We start from the raw sequence: 17,221 nt of genomic DNA, 5'->3' as shown, positions 1-17,221 counted from the left end.
ACCTACCCCCCCCCCCCCCCCCCCCCCCCCCCCCCCCCCCCCCCCCCCCCCCCCCCCCCCGCCCCCCCCCCCCCCCCCCCCCCGCCCCCCCCCCCCCCCCCCCCCCTCGACTTGACCCGCGATGCTTTTCAGGGCCGGGCTTCGAAGTTGGCCTTGGCCGCTGCTGCCAGGTCTGGCGGCAGGAAGTCCTTGTCCGGGTTGTAGTCCGGTTTCAGGTAGCGGCTCAAATCGCTCAGGTCCTGCGGGCTCAAGGTGCCGGCGGCTTGCTTCAGGCGCAGGTTGTCGAGGATGTAGTCGTAGCGGGTGTTGTTGTAGTCACGCACCGAGGTGTACAGCTGGCGTTGGGCATCGAGCACGTCGACGATGTTGCGGGTACCGACCTGGTAGCCGATTTCGGTGGCTTCCAGGGCGCTCTGGTTGGAGATGATCGACTGCTTGCGCGCCTGCACCTGTTCGACGTCGGTGTTTACTGCACGGTGCAGGTTACGGGTGTTTTCCACCACCTGGCGGCGCAGGCTTTCGCGCTGCTGTTCGCTCTGGCTCAGGCGCTGGTAAGCCTCGCGTACCTGCGAGCTGGTCAGGCCGCCACTGTAGATCGGAATGTTCAACTGCAGGCCGATGCTGGTCTGCTCGACATCGCCGCTGTAGTTCTGCCCGGTGAGGTTGGGGTTGGAAAAGCCCAGGCTGTCGTTGTCGCCCTTCTGGTAGCGCGCTACCGCATCGACGGTCGGCGCGTGCCCGGCCTTGCGCTGGCGCAGGGTCTCTTCGGCGGCGCTCACCGCGTAGTTGGTGGCCAGCAGGTTGAGGTTCTGCTTGCCGGCAGTCTCGACCCAGGCTTTGGCGTCGTTCGGCACCGGCAGTTGCACCGGCAAGGTGTGGACGATGCCCTGCACCGAGTTGTAGTCGCGGTTGGTCAGGGTGATCAGCGCCTCGAAGGCGTCGTCGACCTGGCGCTGGGCAACGATGCGGTTGGCCCGGGCGGTGTCGTAGCTGGCCTGGGACTGCAGCACGTCGGTCTTGTCCGACAGGCCAACGTCAAAACGTTCGTTGGACTGGTCGAGCTGGCGCTTGAACGCTGCTTCCTCGGCCTTGGTCGAGGCCAGGGTGTCCTGGGCGCGCAGCACGGCGAAATAGTTTTCGGCGCTTTGCAGGATCAGGTTCTGCTCGGTGGCCGACAGCTCCAGTGCCGCCTGTTCGTTGACCGCTTCGGCCGCCTGCAACTGGAACCAGCGATCAGCGCGAAAGACCGGCTGGGCCAGGGTCGCGGACCAGGAGTTGCCGCTGCGGTTGGCGGTAATCGAAGGGCTGTCGATCTTGGTGCGGTTGTTCATCATTTCGGCGCCGGCCGAAAGGTTCGGCAGCAGGCCGGCGCGGGCCTGGGGCACCACTTCCTTCTGGGCGCCGTAGTTGGCGCGGGCAGCCGCCAGGTCGGCGTTATTGTTCACGGCTTCCTGATAGACACTGACCAGGTCGGTCTTCGCCGACAGGGGCACGTCCGCTGCCCAGGCCATTCCGTTGGTAGCACAAGACACGGCAAGGGCCAGTGAAAGTTTGCGCAGCATAGGGCAATCCTTGAACGGTGAGAATTTCTGAACTGGTGAGTGTAGTTGCGCAGCCATTTTGCAACAATCCGCTATTTGCGCCATTTATCGTGTCCATGTCCAGGTGCTTGGCTTTGTATGCCACTCCAGCTTAGACTGGCTGCGTTCTTGTCGGGGTGCCTTGTGTTGAGGCTGAGATCGGATAATCCGGATCCCGTTGAACCTGATCAGGTTAGCGCCTGCGTAGGGAACAAGATTTCTCGCTTTCCCGGCGAGTCTCTTGTGCCAGGTCCGGGAATGTCGAGTCAGCCACCACAGCTGCAGGCATCACCGCGCATTTGGCACAGCACCACCCATGGTGCGTCCGTGCCTTTCAGGTTCTCCCCGACATTCCACTGCTAGGAAGCCGTCTGGAGAGCCTGTGATGAGTAAACAAGAAAAATATACCAATCTGAGTGAATCGGCCCGGGTCGATCAACAATCCGTACAGCCATTCACCCGCTCGCGCAAAATCTATGTCGAAGGCTCGCGCCCGGACATCCGCGTGCCCATGCGTGAAATCAGCCTCGACGACACCCCGACCGACTTCGGCGGCGAAGCCAACGCCCCGGTACTGGTCTACGACACTTCCGGCCCCTACACCGACCCTAGCGTTATCATCGACGTGCGCAAGGGCCTGGGCGACGTACGCTCGGCCTGGATCGACGCCCGTGGCGATACCGAGCGCCTGGCCGGCCTGTCGTCGGACTTCGGCCAGCAGCGCCTGGCCGATGCCGAGCTGACCAAGCTGCGTTTTGCCCACGTGCGCAATCCGCGCCGGGCCAAGGCCGGCGCCAACGTCAGCCAGATGCACTACGCCCGCCAGGGCATCATCACCGCCGAGATGGAATACGTTGCCATCCGCGAAAACATGAAGCTGCAAGAAGCCCGTGCCGCCGGCCTGCTTGACCAACAGCATGCCGGGCACAGCTTCGGCGCGAGCATCCCGAAAGAAATCACCGCCGAATTCGTCCGCGAAGAAATCGCCCGCGGCCGCGCGATCATCCCGGCCAACATCAACCACGTGGAGCTGGAGCCGATGATCATCGGCCGCAACTTCCTGGTGAAGATCAACGGCAACATCGGTAACAGCGCCCTGGGCTCGTCCATCGAAGAAGAAGTGGCCAAGCTGACCTGGGGCATCCGCTGGGGCTCGGACACGGTGATGGACCTGTCCACCGGCAAGCACATCCACGAAACCCGCGAGTGGATCATCCGCAACTCGCCAGTGCCAATCGGTACCGTACCGATCTACCAGGCCCTTGAGAAGGTCAATGGCGTGGCCGAAGACCTGACCTGGGAGCTGTTTCGCGACACCCTGATCGAACAGGCCGAGCAAGGCGTTGACTACTTCACCATCCACGCCGGCGTACTGCTGCGCTATGTGCCGCTGACCGCCAAGCGCGTCACCGGCATCGTCAGCCGCGGTGGCTCGATCATGGCCAAGTGGTGCCTGGCGCACCACAAAGAGAACTTCCTCTACACCCACTTCGACGAAATCTGCGAAATCATGAAGGCCTACGACGTCAGCTTCTCGCTCGGCGATGGCCTGCGTCCGGGCTCGATTGCCGACGCCAACGACGAAGCGCAGTTCGGCGAGCTGGAAACCCTCGGCGAGCTGACCAAGATCGCCTGGAAGCATGACGTCCAGTGCATGATCGAAGGCCCGGGCCACGTGCCGATGCAACTGATCAAGGAGAACATGGACAAGCAGCTCGAATGCTGCGACGAAGCACCGTTCTACACCCTTGGCCCGCTGACCACCGACATTGCCCCGGGCTACGATCACATTACCTCGGGCATCGGTGCGGCAATGATCGGCTGGTTCGGTTGCGCCATGCTCTGCTACGTGACGCCCAAGGAACACCTGGGCCTGCCGAACAAGGATGACGTCAAGACCGGCATCATCACCTACAAGATCGCCGCCCATGCCGCCGACCTCGCCAAGGGCCATCCCGGCGCGCAGATCCGCGACAACGCGCTGTCCAAGGCGCGCTTCGAGTTCCGCTGGGAAGACCAGTTCAACCTCGGCCTGGACCCGGACACCGCACGCAGCTTCCATGACGAAACCCTGCCCAAGGATTCGGCCAAGGTCGCGCACTTCTGCTCGATGTGCGGGCCGAAGTTCTGCTCGATGAAGATCACCCAGGAAGTGCGTGAATACGCTGCCAACCAGCGCATCGAAGCGGTGGACGTGGCGCTCGAGGATGGCATGCGCGAGCAGGCCGAGCGGTTCCGCCAGGAAGGCAGCCAGTTGTACAAGAAGGTCTGATCGGGCTGTTCAGGCGGTGTGCTGGTGCACACCGCATCGCTGGCAAGCCAGCTCCCACAAGGTACCGGTGGGAGCTGGCTTGCCAGCGATAGGGCCCTGAAGAACAACAAATTACCTCCTGTCGAGACCACACTCGTGAGCACACCCAGCCAGTTTTCCCCCGATCACCCGGTCAGCGCCGAGCAACGCGTGCTCAGCGGCCGCGACCTCTGTTCCTTGTGGTTTTCCCTCGGCATCGGCCTGATGGTGCTGCAGACCGGTGCTTTGCTCGGCCCCGGCCTGGGCCTGGCCAATGCTGTGCTGGCGATCATCGTCGGCACCAGCGTCGGCGTGCTGCTGCTCGCCGCGGTCGCGGTCATCGGCAGTGATACCGGCCTGTCGTCGATGGCCGCCCTGCGCCGCAGCCTGGGCAGCAATGGCGCGCGTCTGCCAGCCATGCTCAACCTCCTGCAACTGATCGGCTGGGGCTCGTTCGAAATCATCGTCATGCGCGATGCCGCCAGCCTGCTTGGCGAGCGCGCCTTCGGCGAAGGCAGCGTGCTGACCAATCCGTTGCTGTGGACCTTGTGCTTCGGCGCGCTGGCCACCTTGCTGGCGGTCAGCGGGCCGTTGACCTTCGTGCGCAAGATTTTGCGCAAGTGGGGCATCTGGCTGCTGATCGGCGCCTGCCTGTGGCTGACCTGGAACCTGTTTGCCAAGGCCGACCTGGCTGCGCTGTGGGCGCGCGCCGGTGATGGTTCGATGCCGCTGGCGATTGGCATAGATATCGCCATTGCCATGCCGCTGTCGTGGCTGCCATTGATTGCCGACTACTCACGCTTCAGCCAGCGCGCCAGCCGGGTGTTTGCCGGCACGGCGCTGGGCTATTTCATCGGCAACGTGTGGATGATGAGCCTGGGCGTGGCCTACACCCTGGCCTTTGCTCCGGCGGGCGAGGTCAATACCTTGCTGCTGGCCCTGGCTGGCGCCGGCCTGGGCATTCCGTTGCTGCTGATCCTGCTCGATGAGTCGGAAAAAGCTTTTGCCGATATTCACTCGGCGGCGGTCTCCACAGGTTTTCTGCTGCGCTTGAAGGTCGAGCACCTGGCCTTGGCCATTGGCGTGCTGTGCACCCTGATCGCCAGCTTGGCGCCGCTGGCGCAGTACCAGAACTTCCTGTTGCTGATCGGCTCGGTGTTCGCGCCGCTGTTCGGCGTGGTGCTGGTCGATCACTTCATCGTCCGCCGCCGGCGCAGCGACTCAAGCCCGATCCACAGCCTGCACTGGCCGGCATTGCTGGCCTGGGCGATTGGCGTAGCGGCTTACCATTTGCTGGCGCACTACGCGCCGAACGTCGGCTCGACCCTGCCGGCCTTGCTGCTGGCAGGGGTGGTCTATTGGGCCGCCGCGCCGGCAGTCAGCCGCGACCGGGAAACAACTCCGGCCTGATCACGCCGTTCAGGCGCGGGTAGGGGATTTTCAGCTCGATATGGCCCATGGAGTACGGGGCGATGGCATAGACCTCGTACTTCAGCACCACCGCGCCGTAGGTCAGGGCGATGTGCGGGGTCTGGCGGAACGGCCAGGTCTTGACGAACTCGGCGTCCTTGTCCATGCCGGTGCTGATCAGCCAGCCTTTGTGGGCTTCTTCGGCGGTCTTCCAGAAGGTCGCTTCCTGGCCCGGCACCAGCATGTCCTGCAGGCTCAGTACCTTGTCCTGCTGGCGCGAATAGTTGATGAAGCCGCGTCCGGGCATGCCGTGGGCGCCGCCGGTGTCCAGGTAGCTGGACAGTTCGATGATCACCAGTCCGTCATGCTGCTCGCGTACCTTGGCTTGCAGGTAGCTGCTGTTGCGGCTTTGCGCGCTGGCCATGAACTGCTCTTCGTAGGCTTTGAGCGAGCTGGGCAGGGCGCTGCGCTCGTTGTCCTGGGTCAGTTGCAGCAGGCGTTTCTCGACGATCCCGTCCAGCTTGGGGTTGGCCGGGAAGTGGATGGTGTCGATGTTGACCAGCGGGCAATCGGCATTGCTGCAACCGGGCTTGATGTGCTCCCAACGGTCGCGCTTGACCTCCAGCGGTGTGCGCATATTGGGCTGGAACAGGCTCTGACAAGCGCCAAGGGCCAGGGCCAGCACGGCCACGGAAGTCAGTTTCACAAGCGTCATGATGATCCTTGTAAGGCAAAGGTGATCGGACTTGGACCGTCGGCAAGGCCGTCAGTTCGCCACTAAGCTGAATAGACCAGCGGGGTGCCTATCCTCGCAGCCTGGACGGTATCTTTAAAGAGGTGAAACGCAGCGGTACGCAGGTTAGGATGGCGCGATGCGGTAAATGAGGTAATGAGGATTCCCATGTCTGACACGTTCAACAACGCTGTGCCCGGCCAGGTCGAGATCGTCGATCGGGCCACTTGCTACAAGGGCTTCTACCGCCTCGACAAGGTGCGCCTGCGCCACGAGCTGTTCGCCGGTGGCATGGGGCGCGAGATCAGCCGCGAGCTGTTCGTGCGCCATGATGCGGTGTGTGTGCTGCCTTACGATGCCCAGCGCGACGAAGTGGTGCTGATCGAGCAGTTTCGCGTCGGCGCCATCGGCAAGGTCGACAACCCCTGGCTGATCGAACTGGTCGCCGGTCTGATCGACAAGGACGAACAACCGGAAGAAGTTGCACACCGTGAGGCCGAGGAGGAAGCTGGGCTGGTGTTCAGTACGCTGTGGCCGATGACCCGGTATTTCCCGTCACCGGGCGGCAGCGACGAGTTTGTGCATCTTTACCTGGGCCGTTGCAGCAGCGTTGGGGCCGGTGGCCTGCACGGGCTGGAAGAAGAAGGCGAGGATATTCGCGTGAAGGTCTGGGCGTTCGAGGATGCGCTGCAGGCCGTGCGCGACGGCAAAATTGCCAACGCGGCAACCATCATTGCCTTGCAATGGCTGGCCTTGAACCGCGCTGAAGTCAGGGGGCTATGGTCGTGAATCTGCTGCGCGAGCGCTACCGGGTAGATCTGGTCGGGTTGCAGGCTGCCTGCGAGGCCAACTATGCGCGCCTGATGCGCCTGCTGCCCGACATGCGCAGCACCCAGAGCTCGCGCCGGATCGGCATGACCCAGGGCGACCAGATGCTTGGCGTGCTGGTCCTCGATGTAGTGCTCGCCTGTCCCTACACCACCACCTTGCGCGTGCGCCAGGAGCACAGCCTGCCCTGGCTGCCGGTGCCGCAGCTGGAGGTGCAGGTCTACCACGACGCGCGCATGGCCGAAGTGGTCAGCGCCGAGCACGCCCGGCGTTTTCGCAGTATCTATCCGTACCCCAATGCGGCCATGCACCAGCCGGACGAAAAGGCCCAGCTGAATCTGTTCCTCGGTGAATGGCTGAGCCATTGCCTGGCCTGTGGCCATGAGTTGGCCGTCGTTCGCTGAAATGTGATGACGGTCGTTTTCGAGTATTTGCTCAACGCCCGCCAGCCGCCATAATCGCGCTGAATCCGTTCAAGGAGTCGGCCCTTGCCGCAACCATCGATCCCCCCTAGCGACGCGCCGGTGTACCTGGTGCAACTGACCGACAGTCATTTGTTTGCCGACGCGCAAGGCACGCTGCTGGGTATGAATACCCGCGACAGCCTGCAGCGGGTGATCGAGCGGGTACGCGACGAGCAGCCGCGGATCGACCTGCTGCTGGCCACCGGCGATTTGTCCCAGGATGGTTCGGTCGAGTCCTACCGCTGTTTTCGTGACCTGACCGCGAGCCTTGAGGCCCCCGCGCGCTGGCTCGCCGGCAACCATGACGAGCCGTTGCCAATGGAACAGGCGGCGCAGGGCACTGATTTGCTTGATCCGCAGGTGGATATCGGCAATTGGCGAATCCTCATGCTCAACTCGGCGGTGGCCGGTTCGGTGCCGGGCTTGCTCGATGACGGCCAGCTCAGGTTGCTAAAGAGCGCCTTGGACGAAGCGCCCGAGCGCCATCACCTGATCTGTTTCCATCACCAACCGGTATCTATCGACTGCGCCTGGATGGCGCCGATCGGCTTGCGCAACGCCGACGCACTGTTTGCTGTGCTGCAAGGTTATCCACAGGTGCGGGCCTTGCTCTGGGGCCATATTCACCAGGAGTGGGACCAGGTTCGCGACGGCGTGCGGCTATTGGCCTCACCCTCGACCTGCATCCAGTTCGAGCCGCGCAGCGAAGACTTCAAAGTCGGCGAGCAGGCCCCCGGCTACCGCTGGCTGCGCCTGCAGGCGGACGGCTCGATCGACACCGGCGTGTCGCGGGTCAGCGACTTCGAATTCACCGTCGACTACGAAGGCGACGGCTATTAAGTGTTGCCAAATCGCTGAAACTGCTGCATCTGCCGTCTAACAGGCTAAAATGCGCGCTTTCCTGCCTGGCGATCCAGGCATTCAAGGCGCATCGGGGGCGGCATGTCGGGTTCGATTCTCTATATTCACGGGTTCAACAGCGCGCCGTCGTCGAAGAAGGCCAGCCAGCTGGTAGCGGTCATGGCCCAGCTGGGGCTGGCCGAGCGCCTGCGCGTGCCGGCCCTGCATCATCACCCGCGCCAGGCCATCGCCCAGCTTGAGGCGGCGATTGCCGAGCTCGAATCGCCATTACTGGTCGGCAGCTCGCTCGGCGGCTACTATGCCACCCATCTGGCCGAGCGCCACGGGCTCAAGGCCCTGCTGGTCAACCCGGCGATCAACCCGCACCGGCTGTTCGACGGCTACCTGGGGCCGCAGCAGAACCTCTATACCGGCGAAACCTGGGAACTGACCCTGGACCACGTGCAGGCTCTGGCCGAGCTGGAAGTGCCGGCGCCGACCGATGCCGGGCGCTTTCAAGTGTGGCTGCAGACCGCCGATGAAACCCTGGACTACCGCCAGGCCGAGCAGTTCTACCGTGCCTGTGCATTGCGCATCCAGGCCGGTGGCGATCACAGCTTCCAGGGCTTTGCCGAACGCCTGCCAGCCCTGCTGAGCTTTGCCGGCATTGCCCCGCAGCAGTATCAAACACTCGATTTTTCTGTATTTTGATAACCTATTTTCACCCACGACTGACGACGAGAACCCATGGCCATTCCCAGCGCTAGTGCCTATAACGCAGACGCCATCGAAGTCCTCTCCGGCCTTGACCCGGTGCGCAAGCGCCCGGGCATGTACACCGACACCAGCCGGCCGAACCACCTGGCCCAGGAAGTGATCGACAACAGTGTCGACGAAGCCCTGGCCGGGCACGCCAAGTCGGTGCAGGTGATCCTCCACGCCGACCATTCCCTGGAAGTGTCCGACGATGGTCGCGGCATGCCGGTGGACATCCACCCTGAAGAGGGCGTGTCCGGGGTCGAGCTGATCCTCACCAAGCTGCACGCGGGTGGCAAGTTCTCGAACAAGAACTACCAGTTCTCCGGCGGCCTGCACGGGGTGGGTATTTCGGTGGTCAACGCCTTGTCCAGCCAGGTGCGGGTCAAGGTCAAGCGCGACGGCAACGAGTACCAGATGACCTTCGCCGATGGCTACAAGGCCACCGAGCTTGAAGTAGTCGGCAGCGTTGGCAAGCGCAACACCGGCACCAGCGTGTACTTCGCCCCGGACCCCAAGTATTTCGATTCGCCGAAATTCTCCATCAGCCGCCTCAAGCACGTGCTCAAGGCCAAGGCCGTATTGTGCCCGGGGCTGCTGGTCAGCTTCGAAGACAAAGGCACCGGCGAGAAGGTCGAGTGGCACTACGAAGACGGCCTGCGCTCCTATCTGGTCGATTCGGTCAGCGAGTTCCTGCGCCTGCCCGACGAGCCATTCTGCGGCAGCCTGGCCGGTAACAAGGAGGCGGTCGACTGGGCCCTGCTGTGGCTGCCCGAAGGCGGCGACAGTGTCCAGGAAAGCTACGTCAACCTGATCCCCACGGCCCAGGGCGGTACCCACGTCAACGGTCTGCGCCAGGGCCTGCTCGATGCCATGCGCGAGTTCTGCGAGTTCCGCAACCTGCTGCCGCGCGGCGTCAAGCTGGCGCCGGAAGACGTCTGGGAGCGCATCAGCTTCGTGCTTTCGATGAAAATGCAGGAGCCGCAGTTCTCCGGGCAGACCAAAGAGCGTCTGTCCTCGCGCGAGGCTGCCGCGTTCGTTTCTGGCGTGGTCAAGGATGCCTTCAGCCTGTGGCTCAACGCTCACCCGGAGGTGGGCATGCAGCTGGCGGAGCTGGCGATCAACAACGCCGGCCGGCGCCTGAAGGCGAGCAAGAAGGTCGAGCGCAAGCGCGTCACCCAGGGGCCGGCACTGCCGGGCAAGCTGGCCGACTGCGCCGGCCAGGACCCGATGCGCGCCGAGCTGTTCCTGGTCGAGGGTGACTCGGCCGGCGGTTCGGCCAAGCAGGCGCGGGACAAAGAGTTCCAGGCCATCCTGCCGCTGCGCGGCAAGATCCTCAACACTTGGGAAGTCGATGGCGGCGAAGTCCTGGCCAGCCAGGAAGTGCATAACATTGCCGTGGCCATTGGCGTCGATCCCGGCGCTGCCGACATGAGCCAGTTGCGCTACGGCAAGATCTGCATCCTTGCCGACGCCGACTCCGACGGCCTGCACATCGCCACCTTGCTCTGCGCGCTGTTCGTCCAACACTTCCGCCCGCTGGTCGAAGCCGGCCACGTCTATGTGGCCATGCCACCGCTGTATCGCATCGACCTGGGCAAGGAAATCTACTACGCCCTCGACGAAGCCGAACGCGACGGCATCCTCGACCGCCTGGTGGCCGAGAAGAAGCGCGGCAAGCCGCAGGTCACCCGATTCAAGGGCCTGGGTGAGATGAACCCGCCGCAACTGCGGGAAACCACCATGGACCCGAATACCCGACGCCTGGTCCAGCTGACCCTCGACGACCTGGACGGCACCCGCGAAATCATGGACATGCTGCTGGCCAAGAAGCGCGCCGGCGATCGCAAGAGCTGGCTGGAATCCAAAGGCAACCTGGCCGAGGTCCTGGCTTGATACGTGTGGCCCTGACTGCGGCTCTGGCGCTGTTGACGCTTCCGGCACTGGCCGCGCCGTGGCCGGAGCTCAAGCTGGTCGCCGAACACCCGGTCGAGGGCATGCGTGGCGGCAATCTGTCTGGCCTGAGCGAATGCCGAGGCGGGTTGTGGGCGGTTTCCGACCGCGATGACGAGCTGCTTTACCGCCTGGATACCTCGGCTGCCGTCTGGCAAGCCGAAGCGCTGCACATGGAGGTACCGCCGGTACCGGACAGCGGTTTGCCCTGGGGCTTGCGCTCGCGCACCTGGGCTGCCGCGCAGGTGCGCGGCGGCGAGCTGGACTTCGAAGGCATCAGCTGTGATGCCGCCGGCAACCATTACCTGGTCAGTGAAGCCCATGCGGCCGTGCTGCAGGTACCAATGGAAGGCGCGCCCAACTGGCTGAAAATCGACCCGAGCATGGTCCGCCAGGCGCGCGCCAGCGGCATGCTGCTGCACTTCAATGCGTTGTTCGAAGGCCTGGCGGTAAGCCCGGCCGGTGACCGTATCTGGCTGGCGGCCGAGCGCGAGCGCCGCGGCCTGCTGCTGATCAACCGCCAGCAGACCACCTGGAACTGCGGCAACGGTTGCGTGCTGCTCAGCGAAGCCGGGGTCGAGATGCAGCCGCCGCAGATGCCCAGGCCGCGCCCGGTGTCGCGCGACTTTGCCGACCTGGCCCTGTTCAACGACAAGCTCTTTACCCTGGAGCGCAACGCCTATCGCATTTGCCGGCGTGATGCGCAGACAGCCAAGGTCGAGCGCTGCTGGTCGTTTGCCGCCGATGCCTTGGCCGAACCCCGGCGTTACTCGCAGCCATTCGGCCTGGCCGAGGCGCTGGTGATCGATGACAAGGGCGCCTGGATTGGCCTGGACAACAACGGTGCGACCCGCCAGGACGGCGAATCGCGACCGATTGTCTGGCGCTTTGCCGCGCCGGCCGGCGGCTGGAGTGGCAAATCGTGAGCCAGCCGCCGGGCAAGCGTGCTGGCCGGGTACTGCTGATTCTGGCCTGGGCGGCCGGATTGTTCCTGGCCACGCGCTTTTTCGGCGAGTGGGAGCAGCGTCAGGCCAACCCCAATGCCGTGGTCACCTCGCAACACGGCGAGGGTTACATCGAAGTGCAACTGGCCGGCAACGGCCAGGGGCATTTCGTCGCCGATGGCCGGATCAACGGCCAGACGGTACATTTTCTGCTCGATACCGGGGCGACCGATGTGGCGATCCCCGAAGCCCTGGCTGGCAAGCTAGGCCTGGAGCGCGGTGCGCCGGTGATGTTGAGCACCGCCAATGGCCGCACCCAGGGCTACCGCACGCGCCTGGACCAGCTGCAGCTGGGCGATATCCTCCTGCGCAATGTGCGCGCGCTGGTGGTGCCGGGGCTCGATGGCGAACAGGTTTTACTGGGCATGAGTGCCCTGAAACAACTCGAATTTACCCAGCGTGGCGGCACCTTGCTGCTGCGCCAGAACCTGAAATGATGAGGCCCGCATGAGCGACTCCCTTGATCTCAGCCTCGATGGCGTAGAGCGCCGGTCACTGGCTGACTTCACCGAACAGGCCTACCTCAACTACTCCATGTACGTGATCATGGACCGCGCCTTGCCGCATATCGGCGACGGCCTGAAGCCGGTGCAACGGCGCATCGTCTATGCCATGAGCGAACTGGGCCTGGACGCCGACTCCAAGCACAAGAAGTCGGCGCGTACCGTCGGTGACGTGCTCGGCAAGTTCCACCCCCATGGCGACTCGGCCTGCTATGAAGCCATGGTGCTGATGGCGCAGCCGTTCAGCTACCGCTACACCCTGGTCGATGGCCAGGGCAACTGGGGTGCGCCGGACGATCCGAAGTCCTTCGCCGCCATGCGCTACACCGAGGCGCGCCTGTCGCGCTACTCCGAAGTACTGCTCAGTGAGCTGGGCCAGGGCACTGCGGACTGGGTGCCGAACTTCGACGGCACCCTCGATGAGCCTGCGGTGCTGCCGGCGCGCCTGCCGAACATCCTGCTCAACGGCACCACCGGTATCGCCGTGGGCATGGCCACCGACGTGCCGCCACACAACCTGCGCGAAGTCGCCTCGGCCTGCGTACGCCTGCTCGATGAGCCCAAGGCCACGGTCGAGCAGCTTTGCGAGCACATCCAGGGCCCGGACTACCCGACCGAAGCCGAGATCATCACCCCGCGTGCCGAACTGCTGAAAATCTACGAAAGTGGCCGTGGTTCGGTGCGCATGCGCGCGGTTTACCGCATTGAGGACGGCGATATCGTCGTTACCGCGCTGCCGCACCAGGTCTCCGGGGCCAAGGTGCTGGAGCAGATCGCCGCGCAGATGCAGGCCAAGAAGCTGCCGATGGTCGCCGACCTGCGCGACGAGTCGGACCACGAGAACCCGTGCCGCATCGTCATCATCGCCCGCTCCAACCGGGTTGACCTCGACGAGCTGATGCAGCACCTGTTCGCTACCACCGATCTTGAGTCCAGCTACCGGGTCAACGTCAACATCATCGGCCTGGACGGCCGCCCGCAGCTGAAAAACCTGCGGGCGCTGCTGGTCGAATGGCTGGAATTCCGCGTGCAGACGGTGCGCCGCCGGCTGAAGTTCCGCCTCGACAAGGTCGAGCGCCGCCTGCACCTGCTCGAAGGCCTGTTGGTAGCCTTCCTCAACCTGGATGAAGTTATCCACATCATCCGCACCGAGGACCAGCCGAAAGCTGCGCTGATTGCCCGCTTCGACCTTACTGAAACCCAGGCCGAGTACATCCTCGAGACCCGCCTGCGCCAACTGGCGCGCCTGGAAGAGATGAAGATCCGCAACGAGCAGGACGAACTGGCCAAGGAACAAGCCAAGCTGATTGCCCTGCTGGGCAGCGAAACCAAGCTGCGCAAGCTGGTGCGTGCCGAGCTGATCAAGGACGCCGAAACCTACGGCGACGACCGCCGCTCGCCAATCGTCGCCCGTGCCGAAGCCAAGGCCCTGTCGGAAAACGAGCTGATGCCGACCGAACCGGTCACCGTGGTGCTCTCGGAGAAGGGCTGGGTGCGTTGCGCCAAGGGCCACGATATCGACGCCACGGGCCTTTCCTACAAGGCTGGCGATGGCTTCAAGGCCGCCGCTGCCGGGCGCTCGAACCAGTTTGCCGTGCTGATCGACTCCACCGGCCGCAGCTACTCGCTGGCCGCCCATACCTTGCCGTCGGCCCGGGGCCAGGGCGAGCCGTTGACCGGCCGTCTGACGCCGCCACCGGGCGCAAGCTTCGACTGCGTGCTGCTGCCCGAAGATGACGCCCTGTATGTGATCGCCTCCGACGCCGGTTACGGCTTCGTGGTCAAGGGCGAGGACCTGCAGGCCAAGAACAAGGCCGGTAAAGCCCTGCTCAGCCTGCCCAACGGTGCCAAGGTCATTGCCCCGCGCCCGGTCGCCGATCGCGAGCACAACTGGCTGGCGGCGGTGACCACCGAAGGCCGCCTGCTGATCTTCAAGGTCAGCGACCTGCCGCAACTGGGCAAGGGCAAGGGCAACAAGATCATCGGCATCCCGGGCGACCGGGTGGCCTCGCGTGAAGAATTTGTCACTGATCTGGCGGTCATTCCCGACGGCGCGACCCTTGTATTGCAGGCCGGCAAGCGTACCCTGTCTCTGAAGGCCGACGACCTTGAGCATTACAAGGGCGAACGTGGGCGCCGGGGCAACAAATTGCCCCGTGGCTTCCAGCGGGTTGACGCGCTGTTGGTCGAAATTCCCGGATAAGCCGGGTTAGACAGCCTGAACGGGTATTTTCGTGCCCGTTCGCGGTTGAAACACTGGAGTCGAGCCGCTATTTCGCGGATGATAGGCCCCTTGCGGTACCAGCGTGGCTGTGTATCCGAACGAATCTATATGAGTATCACTGCGGTTTGCCTTGTGGCGACCGCCTGGATGGGATGATGAAATTTCTGCGCCTTCCGTTGGTTCTGCTGTGTGGCGTGCTCGGACTGGCTGGTTGCAGCATGCACCAACCGGTATCCCTGTATCAGCTCGACAGCGGTGAGCCTGGCCAACCCAAGCAAAGCGCGGGTATGGCAGTGGTTCTCGGCCCTGTGTCGATTGCCGACTACCTGCAACGCGAGACCCTGCTGCAACGCCAGGCCGATGGCAGCCTGACGGCAGCCACCGATGGCCGCTGGGCCGGTAGCCTGTCGGCCGACATCGACCAGTTGCTGGTCCGTCAGCTGGCCTGGCGTCTGGACAGTCAACGTGTGGTCCTGGCCCCGGCCAGCACCGGTTTCACCCCGGATGTACAAGTGCTGCTGTCGATTACCCGGCTGGACTCCGGCACCAACCAGCCAGCGATTCTCGACGCCCAGTGGCGCCTGCTCGATCGCCGTGGCCAGGTCCGTGACAACCGCATCGTGCACCTGGAGCAGCAGCACCAGGGTAGCGAGAGCGCCCAGGTACAAGCCCAGGGCCAGTTGCTGCAAAAGCTCGCCGAGCAGTTGAGCATTGCCTTGAAGCCGCTGGCCAACCAGCCGGCAGTGGTGGAAGAACAACAACCGAAGAAAGCTGCACCGGTACAAGTGCGCAAAGAGCCGGAAAAGCCGAAGATCCCGTTGGCTACGCCGATTCGTACCGACCTGGAAGTGTTCCGCTTCTAAGTCGAGGACTTACAAGAAGCCCGCAGCGATGCGGGCTTTTTTGTGCCCGCTGATCCTGCCTGTGGGAGCTGGCTTGCCAGCGATCGGCCGTGAAGCGGTCGTAAGTCAGCCAGCACCGGTCTGTCCTCATCGCTGGCAAGCCAGCTCCCACAGGTCAGCAATAAAAAAGCCCGCATCACTGCGGGCTTTTGCTCTGCCAAGGGGTCAGCTCTTGACCCGGCGCTCATGCATCCGCGCCAGTTGCCGCTCCAGCATCGATGGGTACGGCTCCATCAGACGCTCGACACAGCAAGCGCCTTCGGGGCTGGCGATCGGGCGAATCCGCGCACGCTGACGAACCAGGGCGTCGTCGCTGATCTTGCGCTCGACCAGCAGCAGGTTGCGGCTGTGCTGCGACAGGGCCAGGGCGTCCTGGGCTTTTTCGGTCAGCAGCAGGTCGATCTGGCTCAGGCCGTGCAGGTCTTCACCCAGGGCCAGGCCCAGCTGCAGTTGCAGGGTGATGCCGCTGTCGGCCACTTCGATTTGCAGCTCATGGCCCAGGGCACGCAGCAGCTCGCCACAGCAGATGGCATTGGTGAGGTAGTCCTCGCCGCTGTCCTGGCTGTGGAACAACAGCAGGGTGCTGCCGTCGTTGAGGGTATGCACTTCGCTTTCATACAGTGAAGCTGCCTGGTCGAGGCAGTCGCGGTAGCGTTCCAGCAGCTCGGTCAGGCGCGTGCGCGGCAGGCGTCGCAGTTGCTCCTGGGAGCCCAGTTGCACCGCCAGCACGGCGCTGGCCTGTGGCTCGCGGTTGACCGGGGCTGCCGGGGCAGGGGCGGGGCTGTGGTCCTCGTCGAGCAGGTCGGCGAAGGCGTCATCGCTGTCGTCGTCGGTTACAGGCTTGACCGGTTTGGCGGCCTTGGCCACAGCCGGTTGTTCGTCGAAGCTCGGGTCGCGCAGGTTGCGCACTTCGAACTCCGGCTCATCCTCATCCTCATCGAAGGACTCTTCTTCTTCCGGCTCGATTTCCCGTGGTGGCGGGGCCAGGCGGGTGTGCAGCTGACGCGCCAGGTCGCCGATTTCATCCTGGCGTTCGATGGCCGGGGTGAACTCGTTGATGTCGCGCAGCCAGACCCGCAGCTGCAACAGCGGCGTGGAGATGTAGCGGCCCAGGCGCAGGCTCATGGCTAGCGCCAGGGCCAGCAGGATACCGGCAAGGATGCCCATGCTCTGCAGGCTGATGGTCAGCGGCTGCTGGAACTGGCTCATGTCCAGGCTGATGCGCAGTTGCCCGGCGGTCACGTCCTGGAAGGTGATCTTGGTCTGGTACAGGCCTTCGGCTTCACCCAGCAGGCCGTTTTTCGGGCGCTGGCCGGCTTCGGCGAGGATCCGGTTGTCGACGCTGTAGATCGCCGCATGGGCCACCAGCGGGTTCTTCACCAGGTTGCCCAGCAGCACGTTGAGGCTGAGGATGTCGTTGGACACCAGCAGCTCGGTGGCCGAGGTGGCGGTCTGGGTGGTCAGGCTCTGCCCCAGGGCATCGGCCTGCTCATGCATGGCTTCCTTGAACTGCAGGCCCATCACGCAGGCGTAGATCACCAGCGCCAGTGCCACCAGAAACACGTTATGGCAGGCGATACGCAGCGCCAGCGGTATTCGGCGTTGGCGCAGGGCGTGGAAGATCAGCAGGAAGAAGTTGTCGGTCTTAACGGGCGTGGGCCGGTTCACAGAGCGCGGCTCTTTATGTCGGAGAAGTTGCTGCGCAGTATAGCGAGCGCTCAGGGGCGGGCAAAG

14 protein-coding genes and 1 riboswitch are annotated in these 17,221 nt (G+C 64.0%); of the genes, 11 read left to right on the top strand and 3 right to left on the bottom strand.

What is annotated here, in order from left to right; all coding sequences use genetic code 11:
* Positions 1-128: 128 nt before the first annotated feature.
* Positions 129-1,562 (bottom strand): TolC family outer membrane protein, encoded by a 1,434-nt coding sequence (locus tag ACIOVF_RS07200; protein WP_045193767.1) that lies wholly within the window; start codon positions 1,560-1,562, stop codon positions 129-131.
* 141 nt (positions 1,563-1,703) lie between these two features.
* A riboswitch (TPP riboswitch) is annotated at positions 1,704-1,808 on the top strand.
* A 157-nt stretch (positions 1,809-1,965) separates the two neighbouring features.
* Between ACIOVF_RS07200 and thiC the strand changes: the two genes are divergently transcribed.
* Complete coding sequence (thiC, locus tag ACIOVF_RS07195) at positions 1,966-3,852, top strand: phosphomethylpyrimidine synthase ThiC (RefSeq protein ID WP_213602633.1); 1,887 nt, start codon at positions 1,966-1,968, stop codon at positions 3,850-3,852.
* Positions 3,853-3,987: 135 nt separating this feature from the next.
* Positions 3,988-5,280, top strand: a complete 1,293-nt coding sequence (gene cytX, locus ACIOVF_RS07190) for a putative hydroxymethylpyrimidine transporter CytX (RefSeq protein ID WP_195885542.1) — start codon at positions 3,988-3,990, stop codon at positions 5,278-5,280.
* On the opposite strand, the gene ACIOVF_RS07185 is transcribed toward cytX, so the two are convergent.
* A complete protein-coding gene (locus ACIOVF_RS07185) occupies positions 5,249-5,995 on the bottom strand; it encodes an RsiV family protein (protein ID WP_093376769.1) in 747 nt (248 codons plus the stop codon). The two genes, cytX and ACIOVF_RS07185, sit on opposite strands and share 32 nt — an antisense overlap.
* A 186-nt stretch (positions 5,996-6,181) precedes the next feature.
* Between ACIOVF_RS07185 and ACIOVF_RS07180 the strand changes: the two genes are divergently transcribed.
* From ACIOVF_RS07180 to ACIOVF_RS07140, 9 genes are all read left to right on the top strand, one after another.
* Complete coding sequence (locus ACIOVF_RS07180) at positions 6,182-6,802, top strand: NUDIX domain-containing protein (RefSeq protein ID WP_045193763.1); 621 nt, start codon at positions 6,182-6,184, stop codon at positions 6,800-6,802.
* Positions 6,793-7,245 carry a DUF1249 domain-containing protein gene (locus tag ACIOVF_RS07175; RefSeq protein WP_045193762.1) on the top strand — a complete coding sequence of 151 codons (453 nt, stop codon included), beginning with the start codon at positions 6,793-6,795 and terminating at the stop codon, positions 7,243-7,245. Before ACIOVF_RS07180 ends, ACIOVF_RS07175 begins: the two co-directional genes overlap by 10 nt.
* An 84-nt stretch (positions 7,246-7,329) precedes the next feature.
* A complete protein-coding gene (gene cpdA, locus ACIOVF_RS07170) occupies positions 7,330-8,145 on the top strand; it encodes a 3',5'-cyclic-AMP phosphodiesterase (RefSeq protein ID WP_093376759.1) in 816 nt (271 codons plus the stop codon).
* A gap of 102 nt (positions 8,146-8,247) precedes the next feature.
* Positions 8,248-8,856: a YqiA/YcfP family alpha/beta fold hydrolase gene (locus ACIOVF_RS07165; RefSeq protein WP_045193759.1), complete on the top strand. Its 609-nt coding sequence runs from the start codon at positions 8,248-8,250 to the stop codon at positions 8,854-8,856.
* Between the two features lie 36 nt (positions 8,857-8,892).
* On the top strand, positions 8,893-10,797 hold the full coding sequence (gene parE, locus ACIOVF_RS07160; RefSeq protein WP_045193757.1) for a DNA topoisomerase IV subunit B: 1,905 nt from the start codon (positions 8,893-8,895) through the stop codon (positions 10,795-10,797).
* On the top strand, positions 10,794-11,780 hold the full coding sequence (locus ACIOVF_RS07155; RefSeq protein ID WP_045193756.1) for an esterase-like activity of phytase family protein: 987 nt from the start codon (positions 10,794-10,796) through the stop codon (positions 11,778-11,780). The genes parE and ACIOVF_RS07155 overlap by 4 nt, the downstream gene beginning before the upstream one ends.
* Positions 11,777-12,295: a TIGR02281 family clan AA aspartic protease gene (locus tag ACIOVF_RS07150; protein ID WP_045193755.1), complete on the top strand. Its 519-nt coding sequence runs from the start codon at positions 11,777-11,779 to the stop codon at positions 12,293-12,295. Before ACIOVF_RS07155 ends, ACIOVF_RS07150 begins: the two co-directional genes overlap by 4 nt.
* Before the next feature lie 10 nt (positions 12,296-12,305).
* Positions 12,306-14,564 carry a DNA topoisomerase IV subunit A gene (parC, locus tag ACIOVF_RS07145; RefSeq protein ID WP_045193754.1) on the top strand — a complete coding sequence of 753 codons (2,259 nt, stop codon included), beginning with the start codon at positions 12,306-12,308 and terminating at the stop codon, positions 14,562-14,564.
* Between the two features lie 176 nt (positions 14,565-14,740).
* Positions 14,741-15,448, top strand: a complete 708-nt coding sequence (locus ACIOVF_RS07140; RefSeq protein WP_045193753.1) for a membrane integrity-associated transporter subunit PqiC — start codon at positions 14,741-14,743, stop codon at positions 15,446-15,448.
* Between the two features lie 204 nt (positions 15,449-15,652).
* Here the strand turns inward: ACIOVF_RS07140 and ACIOVF_RS07135 are convergent, their stop codons facing one another.
* Positions 15,653-17,155: a HAMP domain-containing protein gene (locus tag ACIOVF_RS07135; protein ID WP_045193751.1), complete on the bottom strand. Its 1,503-nt coding sequence runs from the start codon at positions 17,153-17,155 to the stop codon at positions 15,653-15,655.
* Between the last annotated feature and the right edge of the window lie 66 nt (positions 17,156-17,221).

This window comes from Pseudomonas sp. NPDC087612 (genome assembly GCF_044743505.1).
In the GTDB taxonomy this organism is placed as follows: Bacteria; Pseudomonadota; Gammaproteobacteria; order Pseudomonadales; family Pseudomonadaceae; genus Aquipseudomonas.
Note: the sequence above shows the minus strand (reverse complement) of the source record. Positions and strands in the feature narration are given on the sequence as shown.